General features: G+C 55.5%; 12 protein-coding genes. 2 read left to right on the top strand and 10 right to left on the bottom strand.

Features of this window, described 5'->3' with window-relative positions:
• Nucleotides 1–621 precede the first annotated feature (621 nt).
• The 8 genes from NYE74_RS32240 to NYE74_RS32205 form a co-directional block, all read right to left on the bottom strand.
• Nucleotides 622–855, bottom strand: coding sequence for an aspartyl-phosphate phosphatase Spo0E family protein (locus NYE74_RS32240; RefSeq protein WP_172531724.1), 234 nt, complete (start codon nucleotides 853–855; stop codon nucleotides 622–624).
• A gap of 197 nt (nucleotides 856–1,052) precedes the next feature.
• A complete protein-coding gene (locus NYE74_RS32235) occupies nucleotides 1,053–2,261 on the bottom strand; it encodes an aminotransferase class I/II-fold pyridoxal phosphate-dependent enzyme (protein WP_036624895.1) in 1,209 nt (402 codons plus the stop codon).
• 13 nt (nucleotides 2,262–2,274) lie between these two features.
• Nucleotides 2,275–2,775: an Lrp/AsnC family transcriptional regulator gene (locus NYE74_RS32230; protein ID WP_036624896.1), complete on the bottom strand. Its 501-nt coding sequence runs from the start codon at nucleotides 2,773–2,775 to the stop codon at nucleotides 2,275–2,277.
• A gap of 154 nt (nucleotides 2,776–2,929) precedes the next feature.
• Complete coding sequence (locus NYE74_RS32225) at nucleotides 2,930–4,186, bottom strand: MFS transporter (protein ID WP_051985634.1); 1,257 nt, start codon at nucleotides 4,184–4,186, stop codon at nucleotides 2,930–2,932.
• A gap of 562 nt (nucleotides 4,187–4,748) precedes the next feature.
• Nucleotides 4,749–6,140 carry a group II intron reverse transcriptase/maturase gene (ltrA, locus tag NYE74_RS32220; RefSeq protein WP_036621729.1) on the bottom strand — a complete coding sequence of 464 codons (1,392 nt, stop codon included), beginning with the start codon at nucleotides 6,138–6,140 and terminating at the stop codon, nucleotides 4,749–4,751.
• A 460-nt stretch (nucleotides 6,141–6,600) separates the two neighbouring features.
• On the bottom strand, nucleotides 6,601–7,284 hold the full coding sequence (locus NYE74_RS32215; protein WP_036624897.1) for a hypothetical protein: 684 nt from the start codon (nucleotides 7,282–7,284) through the stop codon (nucleotides 6,601–6,603).
• 126 nt (nucleotides 7,285–7,410) lie between these two features.
• The gene (locus NYE74_RS32210) at nucleotides 7,411–7,827 is read right to left on the bottom strand and encodes a DUF350 domain-containing protein (RefSeq protein ID WP_036624898.1); all 417 of its coding nucleotides are present in this window, start codon (nucleotides 7,825–7,827) and stop codon (nucleotides 7,411–7,413) included.
• A 20-nt stretch (nucleotides 7,828–7,847) separates the two neighbouring features.
• Nucleotides 7,848–10,214, bottom strand: coding sequence for an endonuclease MutS2 (locus NYE74_RS32205; protein ID WP_036628572.1), 2,367 nt, complete (start codon nucleotides 10,212–10,214; stop codon nucleotides 7,848–7,850).
• 158 nt (nucleotides 10,215–10,372) lie between these two features.
• Between NYE74_RS32205 and NYE74_RS32200 the strand changes: the two genes are divergently transcribed.
• Nucleotides 10,373–10,741: a phage holin family protein gene (locus NYE74_RS32200; protein ID WP_036624900.1), complete on the top strand. Its 369-nt coding sequence runs from the start codon at nucleotides 10,373–10,375 to the stop codon at nucleotides 10,739–10,741.
• A 177-nt stretch (nucleotides 10,742–10,918) separates the two neighbouring features.
• On the top strand, nucleotides 10,919–11,302 hold the full coding sequence (locus NYE74_RS32195; RefSeq protein WP_306308127.1) for a cytochrome C oxidase subunit II: 384 nt from the start codon (nucleotides 10,919–10,921) through the stop codon (nucleotides 11,300–11,302).
• A gap of 67 nt (nucleotides 11,303–11,369) precedes the next feature.
• Here NYE74_RS32195 and NYE74_RS32190 read toward each other — a convergent pair whose 3' ends face one another.
• A complete protein-coding gene (locus NYE74_RS32190) occupies nucleotides 11,370–13,151 on the bottom strand; it encodes a hypothetical protein (protein WP_316561671.1) in 1,782 nt (593 codons plus the stop codon).
• Between the two features lie 118 nt (nucleotides 13,152–13,269).
• Nucleotides 13,270–15,720: a phenylalanine--tRNA ligase subunit beta gene (gene pheT, locus NYE74_RS32185; protein ID WP_036624904.1), complete on the bottom strand. Its 2,451-nt coding sequence runs from the start codon at nucleotides 15,718–15,720 to the stop codon at nucleotides 13,270–13,272.
• Nucleotides 15,721–15,740: the final 20 nt, after the last annotated feature.

Genomic DNA, 15,740 nt, shown 5'->3' with positions numbered 1-15,740 from the left:
CCACCTTCCATGATACCACAACAAAAACCGCCAGAGAACGGAGGTTATGCAGAGGCCCATCCATTATGTGCGGGAACCCTGTTGCCTAAAGCGGCGGCAATTTATGGCTCAACCTAGAATTCGGCGCTAGACAGCCGGCTGCTGGAACGACGAAGACAAGCCGGATGTCCTCCAAAATAGCGCCAATTTGTGTTCTTATGATCCGGAGCCAGCCATGTTCGTCACCCTTAACGGCATTTTATGTTCTTATTTTTCCATAAATAGTCCAGGTTGCGGGCATCTACTGGCGATTCGAGAAAATAACGGCATAAATGTCCTCTATATTACTCAAATGGACGGATATCGCTGAAATAACGACATTTTTTGTCCTTATGTTTTTCGCAACAGTTTCTAAGGGCAGCCAACGTACATTCTAGGATACCAAACACCAAAGAAGGAGATCCCCCGGGATCCCCTTCGAAGCCGCAAGCGGCTAACCATTATTTGTTTTTTTAGAGGTTGTTCAAAAAGTCCGCTTTTGATCACGAAGTGAATCAAGAAGTGGATTCACATCGAATCTTGAATTCAGCCGGGCCTTCCGTTGCTCTCGTACCCGATACGTACACTCCACTCCTTACGTCCCTAACTTCTTTCAACCTTCTCGGTGCTGAAAACCGGCCTTTTTGAACACGTATTTTTATGGGTTTTCATAAACTCATTGATTTTCAAATCAAGCAAACTGCTGATTTCGATCACGACATCCGAAGTAAAGGACTTCTCCTGCAAAAAGATCTTCTCCATCTTACTGCGCAGCAGATGAATTTCATCCTCTAACGTTACAGCTTGTGGTGAATTCGCCCGATCTTCTTCGTCCATCCACTGATTCGTATCATTGCCTTCGGCGATTATCATGTTATCGAATGGCAGGTTGTATCCACCACTGCGCAAAAGAAATCCCTCCCTGAGAAACTAAAACCTTCTCCCAAAATCGAATTATACCATGTCCTTATGACAATAATCAATTAAAAAATGAAAGAAATGTTAATTAACACCATTTCTACAGGGATTTTTTTCTAACCTAGCTTCAGTTTGTGGACAAACTCTCCTATCCGATGCAGCGCCTCATTGATTTGGCTGACTCCCGTCGCATAGGAGCAGCGAAGGAAACCTTCGCCTCCGGCCCCAAACACATTCCCGGGCACCGCCGCAACCTTGGCTTCGATCAGCAGGCGCTGCGCGAATTCGTCCGACGTCAGCCCCGTCGATTCGATGCTCGGGAAGGCATAAAACGCGCCTTGCGGTTCATGACAACTCAAACCGATGTCCCGCAGCCCTTGAACGATCAATCTGCGCCGCTGGTTGTAGGATTCGATCATCTGGTCTTTTTCCTCAAGTCCGTTTCGGAGGGCTTCCAGCGCCGCGACTTGCCCCATGACAGGAGCGCACATCACCGTGTACTGGTGAATTTTGAGCATGGCGTATATTAAATCCGGATGGCCGCAGGCATATCCCATCCGCCAGCCGGTCATGGCAAACGCCTTGGAAAAACCGTTGACGAGGATCGTCCGGTCCTTCATGCCCGGAATCGATGCGAAGCTGACGTGTTTTTGACCGTACGTCAGTTCCGAGTAGATCTCATCCGAAATAACGATCAGATCGTGTTCCTCCACCACTTTGGCGATCGGAAGCCAATCCTCGTACGTCATAATCCCGCCCGTCGGATTGCTCGGATAGTTCAAAATCAGCACTTTCGACTTCGGCGTGATTTTAGCCTTCAGGTGCTCGGCCTTCAATTTGAAATTGTCGCCTGCGTAGGTTTCGATTTCTACCGGAATCCCTCCCCCGATCGTAACGATCGGCGAATAGGAGATGTAACAAGGAACCGGAACGAGAATCTCGTCCCCCGGTTCGATCAGCGCCCGGAGGGCGAGGTCGATCGCTTCGCTTGCGCCCACCGTAACGAGAATTTCATCCTTCGGGTTATATTTGACGTCATAACTGGAATATAAATACTCCGCGATCGCTTCCCTGAGCTCGGGCGTGCCGGCGTTGGACGTATAGCTCGTGTACCCGCGCTCCAGCGAATACACGCAAGCTTCCCGCACATGCCACGGCGTGATAAAATCCGGCTCGCCTACCCCTAAAGTAATGATATCCTTGCTCCCGCTGGCCAGGTCGAAAAAACGGCGGATGCCGGAAGGCTGAATCTCCCGGACCCGGGGAGCCAAATATGAAGTCATCGTTGGTCCTGCCTGCTCTGCTTGCTGTGAATTAACGCTCATAACATTACTTCCTTTACGGAGAAATCATCAAACGGCGGTCTTCTTCCGGATCTTCGAAGATGACGCCGTCTTGTTTGTATTTTTTGAGAATAAAATGGGTTTTGGTCGATAACACGGACTCCAGCGTCGACAACTTTTCCGACACGAAGCTGGCCACCTCTTTCAGGTTGCGGCCCTCCACCTCGACCAGCAAATCGTACGCGCCGGACATCAAATAGACGGATTTGACCTGAGGGAACAAATAAACCCGCTCCGCGATCGCTTCAAACCCGCGTCCCCGTTCGGGCGTGATTTGAACTTCAATCAAAGCCGTTACCTTCTCGTCGTCCAGCTTGCTGGAATTGATCACCGTCGCGTATTTGACGATCACATGGTCATCTTCCAGCTCCCTGATCGCTTCCGCCACTTCCTCCACCGGAACCCCGATCAGGGTCGCCAGCAGATTCGCATCACGGCGGGCGTCCTCTTTCAGGAGGTCCAGCACCTTCAGCTTCAATTCGCTTAGTTGTTTCATCCCTCATCCTCCAGCGATGCTTCCGCTTCACCGCATCAATCCAGTGATTCGGAATCTAAATTTAATACTTATATTACATGAAATTTAGGCTCCTGCATAGAAAAACCGCCCATTCTAGGTGAGCTTCCCGGAACTGGACGGTTGCCCGCCGAAATCAGGCTCTAACGGCCCTAACCGTTTTTTTGCGGCGGCTATCCGGGTCTGAAGGGCTCGGCGCCTTTTTCAGCTGTTTGCGCAGCGCCAGCCAGCTCAGGATCGGCGCCGCCCCCAAACCGAACATCAACCATGTTACCGTGCTCATCTGCGGATAAAGCGAATAAATGACGATAAACAGCAGCGTTCCGGCCATGCGCCCCACCGTGATGCTCAGCTCCCGCAGGACGACGAGCTCGACGCGCCGCTCCACGCTTTCCGGGCTATTGCCGATCAAATCGAACACCGAAGAAACGACGGGGATGAGGTACAAGGGCAAAAACAAGGAGGTGCCGATGCCCATAAACATCAACGTGCCATAGCTCACCTTCCACAGCAAAGGGCCGATGACGAGCGTAATCAATACAGCGCCAATCAGCATTCCGTAATAGCGGAATTTCAGCTTCAGCCATTTGCCGACCGCCCAATAGCTGACGAGCGATACCAGCGAAGTCACAAACGAAAACTGCCCGATCCGCCATTCTGCCGACGTGCTGATAAAGACGAGCAGGTTAGTAATGAAAGTGAACACGCCTTCGCGCAAACCGTGGGCCGCCGACGCGGGTGCCGCTTGACGCCATGGGCTGTCGTGCCGCAGCTTGCGCACCGGGGCGAGCCAATCGTAGGGACCTCCCCGCTGCCTTTTTTTGAGCCAAAAACTGAGCAAAATGCCGAGGCCGTATACAACGAGGGAAATCGTGAAAATAAGCCGGTAGCCCGCTTCGCCATGCTTGACCGAAATCAGCCAACCGGATACCCAAGGGCCGAAAATCCCGATCACCGATCCCAACACTCCGACCCAGCCGTTAAACAGGTCCCGTGTTTTCACATCGGTCACTTCAAAATAAACCACATTGAAGGCCAGCCAGAACAGGCCCGATCCTGCGCCAAACAGCAGGCCCAGCGGCCAAATATAGTCAACCGTATGTTTCCCCGCCCAGAGCACCAGCAAATAAAACAAGCCGGATACGATGATGCCAAGCCGCAGAAAAAACATTTTGTCGCGCTCCTTGACCCATTTGCCGGCGATCCAAAACGCTAAACCAAGCGCCAGTTGCTGGGAAAACGTAAACCAGCCGATCAAAGAGAAATCCTGCTTCACCTTCCAGATGTACACGTTGAGAAAAGTCCCCGACAAGGCTCCGGCCAGCACAAACAGTCCGTTGACCGCCAGCAGCAGAATCGACTGACCGTTCAGGCTTTTGCGGTGTTTACTCATGATTCGTTCCTCCAGCCGTCAAAAAAGTTACTCTTGTAGAGGTTGTTCAAAAAGTCCGTTGCTCTAAACCCGCCTTTTTGAATACGCACTTTGTAAGATGCCCAAAACTGGAGGAAGCATGAGATTTTTTTCATGGGCAGGCTGGGGTTATGTTAAATCGGGATTATGCGATAACTCCGAAAGTAATGCCAAAAGCAACTCCGAAAGTATGCTAAAACTAAGGACTGGTCCGGGTTGTTCCGCCACCCGCGAGCGAAATGCAAAAATGCATGCGATTTTCGTCGAAATCCCTCGAAAAAGGGGGTTCAAATGCAAATGTGCATTTCATTCCCGTTCGAAAAAACCTTTTTTTATCCATCAGCGCCAAAACAGATGCACTTTTGCATTTCAACCTTCATAAACCGCCGCTATACTCGAAAACCAAATGCACTTTTGCAGTTGGTTTAGCCACGCCGTCATTAAATATCGAATACGCTCCGAGAAATCGAGTAGGAGAGGGTGACTAACCCCCGTCCTCTCACACCACCGTACATGCGGGTCCGCATACGGCGGTTCCAAAAGGTTAACAAAGCTCCAGGTAACGAGAAAGCAAACTCTTCAGCCCTTTCACTTCCCAGTAGGAAGTCGGAAGGGCGTTATTTGTGTTTCGAGACATTTCCCATGCACCCCGGCGGGAGTTTGCCATAACATAGCAGGCCCATTCTGGGACTCCGAGTGCCCGAAGTTCACGAATTCGGGTGCGTACCCGCTTCCATTGTTTCCATAGGCACATTCGAAGTCTTCTTCGAATCCACTGGTCGAATCTTTCACAGTGGCTCTTCGCCGATGCGATTCGGAAATATCCAATCCATCCCATGAGGTAACGGTTCAGTCTAGATATACGTTCCTCCATGGAGACTGATTGGGTACGGTTTGTCAACTCCCGGATCTTCTCTTTAAATCGAGAGATTGTCTTGGGAGCCAATCGAATCGTCGCCTGTTTATTCGACAGGAAACTAAAGCCAAGAAACTTCCGGTTCCATGGCCTGTCCACTGCACTTTTGTCCCGATTCACTTTCAGTTTCAACTTTCCTTCCACAAATCGTGTGACCGATTCCATGACTCGTTCACCTGCTCGCCTGCTCGCTACAAAGATGTTGCAGTCGTCCGCGTAACGAACAAACCGCAGCCCCCTCTTTGTCAGTTCTTTATCCAAATCATCGAGTAAGATGTTTGCCAGAAGCGGACTTAGCGGACCGCCTTGCGGAGTTCCCTCGTCCGTCTTCTGGCAGATGCCACCTTCCATCATTCCGGCTTCCAAGTAGGCCCGAATCAGCTTCAAGACTCGCTTGTCTGTCACTCTCCTTGCCACTCTTGCCATGAGAATGTCGTGGTTCACCCGGTCAAAGAACTTTTCCAAATCCATATCTACGACCCATCGCAGACCGCTTTGGATATATCGCTGGGCTTGCTTCACGGCATCGTGTGCTCTCTTCCCCGGTCTAAAGCCGTAGCTGTACCAAGAGAAGGGGGCATCGAAAATCGGGTTCATCACTTGCAGAAGTGCTTGTTGGAGGAAGCGGTCCATCACGGTCGGGATACCGAGCAGCCTTACACCGCCTCCGGGTTTGGGGATTTTCACCCGTCTGACAGGTATCGGTCTGTACGTTCCCGTTAGGAGTTCATCTTTCACCGTTTCCCAGCGTGTGTTCAGGTAAGCCTGTAGCCCCGCTACCGTTACTCGGTCTACACCGGGGGCACCTCCGTTTTGTACCACTCGCTTATAGGCGAGCCTGAGGTTCTCCCCTTCGAGCATTCGCTCCAACAAGTCGTTACTTGCCTCGTGAGAGGAAGGATCGATTTGTGCCGATGAAGAACTCGGCGCTCCAACATACCCTGACGGCTTCACCGCTTCTCTTTGTTGGCAGCTCCCTTTTGGGATATTCGGCTGTCTTTGCTCTTCACGCGAACGCATCGGTTTCCTCTCTCCTTTCGGTTCGGCCCTTCCGCTTTCCGGCGTCCCGTACTTGCGTACTATGGCCTCTGCTGACTCCTGCGGGTTCAGCGCAGCCTCTCGGTTGCGGTTACGAAGTGACTTCGCATTTTTTTTTTCTCCCGCAGGCCTCCCCAGATAAGAACGTCATCTTTCCGCCCACGACCACTGGAGTTTACAGGAGTGATCCTTGGCGGCTTTGGATTTCGCTGTGTTATGGCAGCTCATCCGGTTCATCCTGCCTCAAATCCAGTTTGTGTACCTTGGCCCGTGCTTTTGCCTCCGGCTTCCTTCAGATTCCACCTCGCGATGGACACCCTTGCCCTTGGCTAGCGGTAGGCGCTCGCCAGCCCCCGCTCGGGACTTTCACCCTATAGATGACGCCCATGCTGGGCGTACATGCAAAAAAGACGCCGTTTTGGCGTCTTTTTTCACGGGCGAATCATTTGTTGGATGCCTCATCATTCCCGCTCACCGTGCGGATAAAAGAAATCCGGTCGTCCTCGGATAAGAAGCGGCTGACATGGAAGCAGGCGGAGCAGATGTACACGTTCAGCTTAACCGGCGCCTGCAGCAAAGGCCGTTTCAGGCCGGTCGGAATCGGAGCGTCCAGACTGCCCGGCGCAAGCTCCTGCTGGCCGGCATAAATCATGTACTCCCGGCAGTGAGGGCATTCCGGAACCTCGTCCTGATGATCGAGCAGCTTTTCCACGCCGGTCTCGTACGCCAGCAAATCCCCGCCGGAGGACGTAAAGGCTTCCAGCCGGCGCACTGCGCCGAGATGCCCGCCCTGTTCGTCGTCCCAGTAGTCATCTTCATCCCCGTGATCATGCCCTTGATGATGATCGTAGTCACGGTCGTGTGCACGATCGTGGTCATGGCCATGGCCATGGTCGTCACCGTGTTCATCATGGTCGTAATCGTGGTCGTGATGATGCCCGCGTTTACGGTCGCCAAAAGGATGGTCCTCGTATTCGTCTTCAAACTCCTCTTCACTGCCGAGGGTAATGCTGAGCGTCCGGTAGCCCTTTAGTTCATTATGGCAATAGGGGCATTCTTCCTCCGGCCCCAGTTCTTCGTCCCATACGATTTCGGTTTGACACCATGGGCAAATCGTCGTTTCCATCGATGTTCGTCCTTTCAACGTATATTAAGCGTTCCATAAATAAATAATACCTGCTGCCAAAAACAGGATCGACGCAACAAACAAGATCCGGACCAAATTTTTCACTTCCGCTCTACTCCCCCTAAACTAGCCTATACAAGCTCCAATCAAAAAGGACACCGAAACGGAAACGGCCATGGAAATAAAACCAACGCTCGTGTTTCCTTCGGCGATTTCCCGGTCGAGCCGGAACACCGGCGTCCAGAACTGAAATAACAGGTAAGCTGCAAAAAGCAGCAGCGAGCCGACCGACGACCAGATCATAAAGTCGTAAATGGACGGCTGCTTGGCGGCAAACCGGATCACGTTGCACAGCCCGAAAATTTTTCCGCCGGTCGCCAGCGAAGCAGCCATATTCCCACGCTTGATTTCCTGCCAGCAGCGGTATTTGGTCAACGATTCAAAGCAGGAAAGAAAAACGATCAACTCCACAACCGCCACGGAAAAATAACCGATTATAAGCCCCAGCGGCTGCTCCAGCAGCGGATCGATGTTCTCCTTCACGTCCTCCCTCTCCTCTTACGTTATTTCAGCTCCGCAACCGTCACTCCCGTACCGCCTTCGCCGTAATTGCCGAGCCGGTAGCTTTTGATATGCTTATGTTTACGCAAATAGTCGGAGATTCCCGTGCGCAGAACCCCGGTGCCTTTGCCGTGGATGATATAGATTTGGCCCAAATTCGCCAGATATGCCTCGTCGATAAACCGGTCGACCTCGATCAGCGCCTCCTCCAAGTTGGCCCCGCGCAAATCAAGCTCGCTGCGGACCTGATCGTCGCGCGACCGCTTGACATTCGTCACCGTGCGTTGCGCCGGCTTGCTGGCCGGAGCCTGAGCAATGAGCTCCATGTCGTCCAGGCTCACCTTCATCTTCATAATGCCAAGCTGAACCACGGCCTCCCTGCTGCCGGCAAGCTCAACGACATGGCCCTTTTGATTCAGGCTGTACACCATCACTTCATCGCCGGGTTCGATTTGCCGGGGCGGCTTGGCCGCCTTGCGTCCGGCCGCGGTTTTCTTCCGCTGCTGCGGCTCGGCCTCATCCAACTGCTTGCGGGCCGCAATCAGCTTGTGCTCCTTGACGGCGGCTCCTTCCTCCTGGGCCATTTTGCGCAAATCGGCGATGATCCGTTCGGCTTCCTGGCGCGCTTTGGCAACGATCGCCGCGGCATCCGCCTCCGCTCTCTCGAGATGTTTGTCCCTTTGCTGTTCCAGCTTCTCCAGCTCCGCCGCATGGCGGGTGCGCAATGCCTCGAGCTCGCGCCGCAGCTTCTCTGCGGACTCCCGCTCCTGCTCGGCGCCAAGCCGGTTTTCCTCCAGGGAAGCGATCATGTTTTCGACCCGCAGGTCTTCTTCCTTCACTTCGCCGCGGGCATACTCCAGGATCTTCTCCGGCAGCCCCAGCCGCTCGGCTATGGCAAACGCGTTGCTGCGTCCGGGCACGCCGACCAGCAAACGGTAAGTCGGGCTCAGCGTATTGACGTCGAATTCCATGCTGGCGTTAATAACGCCTTTTCGTTCATATGCGTAAGCCTTCAGCTCGCTGTAATGCGTCGTCGCCACCATGCGGCAGCCCAAACCGTGGATATGCTCCAAAATCGCCACGGCCAGCGCCGATCCTTCCGCCGGGTCGGTGCCCGCTCCAAGTTCGTCGAGCAGCACAAGGCTTTTTGGCGTCATTTTCCTCAAAATGGAAATGATATTCGTCATGTGGCTGGAGAACGTACTGAGACTTTGCTCGATGCTCTGCTCATCCCCGATATCGGCGTAAATCGCGTCGAAAACGCAAAGCTGGCTGCCGTCCTCCGCCGGGACGAACAAGCCGGACATCGCCATCAGGCTGAGCAGGCCGATCGTCTTCAAGGTGACGGTCTTCCCGCCGGTATTGGGTCCGGTCACGATGATGGTCGTATATTGGTTGCCGAGCTCCACATCGGTCGGTACGACTTTATCCGCAGCAATAAGCGGGTGACGCCCTTTCTTGAGCTTCAGGAAGCCGCGGTCGTTCATTCGCGGCAGCGTCGCCTTCATCTCCCGCGCCAACCGTGCTTTGGCAAAAATAAAATCAAGCTGCCCCAGCACATCTGAGTCATACAGCAGCAACTCTGCTTGATCACCGACGGCGGCCGTCAGCTTCTGCAGAATCACTTCGATTTCCCGCTCTTCCTTCAGCCGGGTTTCCCGCAGCTTGTTGTTCATGGCCACGATCGACTCGGGCTCGATAAACAGCGTGGCCCCCGACCCCGACTGGTCGTGCACGATGCCGCCGAAGTGGGACCGGTACTCGGCTTTTACCGGAATGACGAAGCGGTCCCCCCGGATCGTGATGAGCTGATCCTGCAGCATTTTGGCCACGGAAGAGGAGCGGATCATTGCGTCCAGCTTCTCCCGGATGCGCACCTCGCCTCCGCGCAGCTCGCGGCGGATTTGCGCCAGCTCCGGGCTGGCGGAATCCAGCACCTCGCCGCTTTCGTCGATGCAGCGCTTGATCGCATCCTCAAGCGGCTTCTGGTCGCTCAAGGCATCGCTCAGCACAAACAGCAGCTCCACCTCGTGCTCCTCATGCACGGCCGCAATGTATTTTTTGACTCTGCGGGAACCCTCCAGCGTCGTCGCCACGCCAAACAGCTCGTGCGGATTCAGCGTTCCGCCGATGCGCGCCCGCTTTACCGCCGGCGTTATATCGACAATGCCGCCAAACCCCGGCGCCCCCTTTAGCCGGTCCACGTTAAACGCTTCGTCCGTCGCCTGCAGCAGCCGTTTGACGTCCTCCAGGTCGCTGACGGGAGCAAGCGACTCCGCCGCTTGTTTTCCCATCGGCGTTTGCGCAAAATGGATCAGCTGATCTATGATTTTTCGATATTCCATCGTTTTAAAAATTTTTTCGTCCAAGAACATTCACAACTCCCCTCGGGCTATGATCCCATTATAACCGAAACCGCTCATTTTTCGCTATTTTACGAAGCCGCACACATAAGATGCCGTATTGCGGAACATGATAATTACGTATAGCCAAACGTACTTACCAATTAAAAGGAGGCTATGTGCCAATGCAATTTCTGGGACACGTCGTGCGATTCATCGTCTCCGCCATTGTATTGCTCGTGGTGGGATGGCTTGTACCGCAATTCAGTATCGGGGGATTCGGCAGCGCTTTGCTGCTGGCTCTCGTAATCGCCCTTCTCGGATGGGCCATTGAAGGCATTTTCGGGAAGCGGGTTACCCCGTTCGGGCGCGGAATCGTCGGTTTTCTAACGAGTGCGCTTGTGATCTGGCTTGCTCAGTTCATTATTACCGGCGTTTCCGTCTCCGTCATCGGGGCGCTGCTTGCCGCCCTCGTGATCGGGATTATCGACCTGTTCATCCCGGTGTCTACGCCGTTTGAAGCAGGCAGAAACAAAGACAGAGCAACCCGTTGATGCCCTAAACCCGTTCATGGCGGAGCAGAAAATGCGGTCGTCCTTATGCAGCATCCAGCTGCTCAGGGCGGCCGCTTTTCATTTGTTCAATAATTATTCAAACCTGTCCCCGTTGTACTCCCGTAAAATACGATATGATATTCTTAAAATTGTCACAAAATATTTAAAATGCGGGGGATGACTGTGAAGAAAGGTATTGCTTTATTTGCATCCGCTATTATGCTTTTGGTTTTATCCGCCTGCGGCGGCGGAAGCTCCGCTGGAAACGGCAGCGCGGCCGAAAGCAATATTCAGCCCGAAGCCGAACTCGTGATCGAAGCGTCCAATTATCAGTTTGACCAAGCCGAATACCATCTAAAAAAAGACGTACCGGTCAAAATCGTGTTCAAAAACGCCTCCGGCAATCACGGCGTACTCGTCCCAGGTTTGAAGCTGCAGCTTGACCGCAAAAACGATTCCGCCGTCATCATCCCGAAGGAAGCCGGGGAATTTGAAATGTCCTGCTCCGTTATGTGCGGCTCCGGACACAGCTCGATGATTTCCAAAATCATCGTCGAATAACCGAAAAACAGCAGGAGCCCGCGGCCGTATGCCGGGGCTCTTGCTGTTGGCGGTACGTTTAAAATTATCAGGACTGGTCCTGCTCGATCAGTTCGATCCATTCGTTGAATTCCGTTTGCAGCTTTGCATAATCCTCCTGCAGCCGGCGGTGTTCCTCTTCCCGCCGCTCAAACGCCTCGCGTTCGGCTTCGCGTTCTACCTTAAGCAGCCGGTATTCATGCGAAATGATTTCGTAATGCTCGGAAATTTGCCGGAGTTCTTCGGCAAGCCGCTGCTTCTCTTCCTCCAACTGCTGGTAATCGCCCGACAACTGGATCACGCGCTCGCTGCCGGCCGCGCTCTCCTGCTGCCACTCGTCCAGCTGGCGCAGCAGCTCGGCTTCCTTCCCGCGCAACGCCTCAAGCTCCCCCTCGGCGGAGGCCCACTGCTCCATGAGTTCCTGTTCCCGCTTTTCCGCAGCTTCCCGGAGCTGCGCAAGCCGCTCTTCCCGTTCGGCATGCTCCTGCAGTTCCACGTTCATATCCTGCAGCCGGTCGTGCAGGCGGCTGAGCTCCGCCGCCATCCGCTGTTTCTCTTCCTCGGCCGAGCTTGCCGTCAGGAGCGCCGTCTCCCGTTCGCGGGAAGCCTCCTCTAGCTGCCGGCGCAGCAAATCCAATTCGTCCGCCAACACGCGCGCATTTTCCTCTTCCGCTTGCAGCCGCTCGCGGACGCTCGCCAGATCCGCGGCCGAAGAACGGAGCTGTTCTTCCAGCTGTTCGCCGCGGCCTTCCGCTTCCAGCAAGCTGATTTCCAGACGGCTAAGCTCTTCGCCGCGTTTATCGGCCAGCTTCTGCCACGACCTTTCGTTCTGTACGGCGGCGGCGATTTCCGCACGCAGCTTGTCCTGCTGTGCGCGCGCCTCCTGCAGCTGCTGCTGCAGCTTCTGGGCTTTGGCCTCGCTTGCTTGACGCGCTTCCTGCAGCTCCCGCGCTTTCGCTTCGCTTGCCTGACGCGCTTCCTGCAGTTCTCGGGCCTTCGCTTCGCTTGCCTGACGCGCTTCCTGCAGCTCCCGGGCTTTCGCATCGCTTGCTTGACGCGCTTCCTGCAGCTCCCGCTCCAGCTCTTGCGCTTTCGCTTCGCCCGCCTGGCGCGCCTCCTGCAGCTCCTGCTGCAGCTTTTGCGCCTTCCCTTCGGCGATCTGGAGCATATCCTTCAGCCGTTTCACCTGTTCCTCCAGCTTGGCCCCGTTCTGCGCGGCCCGCTGTTCGGCCGCTTTGGCGGACTGCTCCCGCTGCAGCGTTTCGCTTAGCTGCTTCTGCAGCTTCTCGCGCTCTTCCTTCTCCTTTACCGTCAGCTGTTCGGTCTGGCGCAATTTGGCCTGAAGCTGCGAGTTGCTGCCCCGCTGCTCGTTTAATTGCCGCTCCAGCTCCTGGATCCGGCCCTTGTGCTTGCGCGCTTCGCCATCGTGCGCCTGCAGCGCCGCCTCCAGCTTCTCCTCCTGGTCGGCCAGCTGCTGCTTCTCCTCCTTCAGCCTGCGGTGTTCCTCCTGCAGCGCCTTGTACATATCCTCCTGCTTGGCATGAAGTCCCTGCAGCGCGGAGTTCTCCTGCGCGATCACGGCTTTCTCCTGCTTGGCATTCTGCAGCTCGTTTTGCAACTGCTCCGTTTTGACCGCCTCTTCAGCCATCCGAACCGCCGCGAGCACCGCCAAACGCGATATATCGAGATGAGGATAGGCCTGGGCAATGCTGTGCATCAGCTCGTCTACGCGGCGGGCCACCTGCTTCATGTACTCCGTGCTGCTGCCTACGATTTTATAAGAAGTGCCGTATATTTCCACACTCACGCTAATTCGGCTTTGGTTACTCAAAACTATGTGCCTCCTTCGGTCCTGGGCTTAGATCTAAGATGTCTTTTATAAATTAAACGAAAGTCACATCGAATCGGTTATCTAACAATGGATTCGATGTGACTTTGCCCAATTCCTGCTATTTTCTCAGTTCGGCGGCAAAAGTTTGCGCAAGTCCGGCCACGACCCGATCATGGACCGCCGTCACCTCTTCGTCGGTCAACGTCCGCTCCTTGTGACGGTACACCAGGGACAACGCCACGCTCTTTTTGCCTTCGCCCAGTTTGGAACCGGTAAATACGTCAAACACCTGCACGTCTTCCAGCAGCTTGCCTGCGGTTTGCCGGATTTCGGCGATCAGCGCGCCGGCTTCGACATCGGCCGCGACGACGACGGCGATATCCCGTTGCATCGCCGGGAAGCGTGGCAGTTCGCGGTATACGGCCGGTTCACCGGCATATTCGTAAATCGGCTTCAGCAGCAGCTCGGCCACATACGTATCGTCCAGATCCAGTTCCCGCTGCAGCTCCGGATGAACCTGTCCCAGCGAGCCGATCCAGCGTTTTCCGCCCTCCGTCTGCAAATAAACGGAAGCCGAACGCCCCGGATGGAAGCCTTGCGGCCGATCCGCCGCATAGCTCACGCGGCCGCCCAGCCCCAGGTAATCGAACAGACTTTCCAGCGCGCCTTTGAGATCGAAGAAATCAACCTGCTCGGCCGGTGCGTTCCAGCGCTTCGGCTCGCGCTCGCCGGCCAGCAGCAGACCGAGCGCAGGCACTTCGTCCGGCTGCTTCGTCAGCTTCGCTTCCTCGGTCACGAATACGCCGCCGATTTCGAACAGCGCCAGATTTTCCTGCTTGCGGTTGCGGTTATATACGGCGATATCGATCATTCCCGGCAGCAGGCTGCTCCGCAAGGTGCTGCGATCCTCGCTCATCGGCATCGCCAGCTTAACCTCGTGGCCGCCCCCGCCAAGCTGCGGAAATTTCCGGGCCGCCCCCGCCCGGATAAAGGAGTAGCCGAGCACTTCCTGCCAGCCGCCATGGACCAGCAGGCTGCGAATCGCCCGCCGCAGCGCCTGCGGCTTCGTGCAGCCCCCGGCCGTGGTCGGCCCCTCGATCAGCGTGGTCGGAATGTTGTCGTAGCCGTAAAGCCGCGCCACCTCTTCGATTAAATCCACATCCCGGGTGATGTCGCCCCGCCGGGTCGGAATCCGCACTTCCAGAGCGTTTTCGGTCAAATCGGCGCTGGCGAAGCCAAGCCGGGTCAGAATCGTTTTCGTCTCCAGCGTGGAGATGTCCGTTCCCAGGTAATCGTTCAGCTTGCCAAGCGACAAAGTAATCACCTGTTCCTGCGGCTCACGGTTCACGACCTCTACGATCCCCTTGCAAACGTTGCCTCCGGCGTATTTGGCCATTAGCTCGGCGGCGCGGTTCAACGCGGGAATGACGGCGGAGGGGTCGACCTCTTTCTCGAAGCGCTGCGAAGCTTCCGAGCGGAGCCCCAGCGCGCGGGACGTCTTCCGCACCGCCCCGCCGTCGAATTTCGCCGACTCCAGCACAATGTTGACCGTCCGGTCCGTGACCTCCGAGTCGAGGCCTCCCATTACGCCGGCGAGACCTGCCGGCTTATCGTCGCCGTCCACGATAAGCAGCGCTCCGGGCTCCAGTTCGCGTTCCTGGCCGTCCAGGGTCACCAGCTTTTCGCCCTCCCGCGACTGGCGGACGCCGATTTGCCCGCCGGCGATTTTGTCGGCGTCAAAAGCGTGCAGCGGTTGTCCGTACTCCAGCATGACGTAGTTGGTAATGTCCACGACGTTGCTGATCGGACGGATGCCGGCAGCCATCAGCCGGTTTTGCATCCACAGCGGGGACGGGCCGATTTTAACGCCGGAAATGTAGCGGACGGCATAGCGGCTGCACAGCTCGGAAGCCTCGACTTTGACGGCGATCCGCTCCTCGGCCGGCTGGGCGAACTCGATCAGCTCCTTTTCCGGCTTCGGCAGCTTCACGTCGCGTCCCAGAATCGCGCCGACTTCATAAGCGGCGCCCAGCATGCTCAGGCAGTCGGAACGGTTCGGGGTGAGATCGAAATCGAGCACTTTATCGTCCAGGCCAAGCAGCCCCGCGATCGGCGTACCGATCTTGGCGTCCTCCGGGAGCACGAGGATGCCTTCCTGCTGCTCCTTCGGCAGCAGCTTGTCGTTCAGGCCCAGCTCTTTCGCGGAGCAGATCATCCCCTGCGAAGGGACGCCGCGCAGCTTCGCCTTTTTGATCTCAATCCCGCCCGGCAGCTTGGCGCCGACGAGCGCTACCGGCACCTTCTGGCCGGCGGCGACGTTTTTCGCCCCGCAGACGATCTGCAGCTCCTCGTCCTGCCCGGCATCAACAATGCAGACGTTCAGCTTGTCGGCATCCGGATGCTTTTCCTTGCTTTTGACATAACCGACAACTACGTTCGATACGCCTTTGTTGCGGTTTTCAACGGAATCGATCTCAATACCCGAGCGCGTGATTTGCTCCGCCAATTCCTCGATGTTGACTCCGTCCAGCGATATATAATCGGACAACCATTCGGTTGATACTTTCATCGTAATTCCCTTCCCTCTTC

Source organism: Paenibacillus sp. FSL P4-0127 (genome assembly GCF_038007325.1).
Classification (GTDB): Bacteria; Bacillota; Bacilli; order Paenibacillales; family Paenibacillaceae; genus Fontibacillus; species Fontibacillus macerans.
The sequence above is the reverse complement of the archived record's forward strand: the minus strand, read 5'-3'. Positions and strand labels throughout refer to the sequence as shown.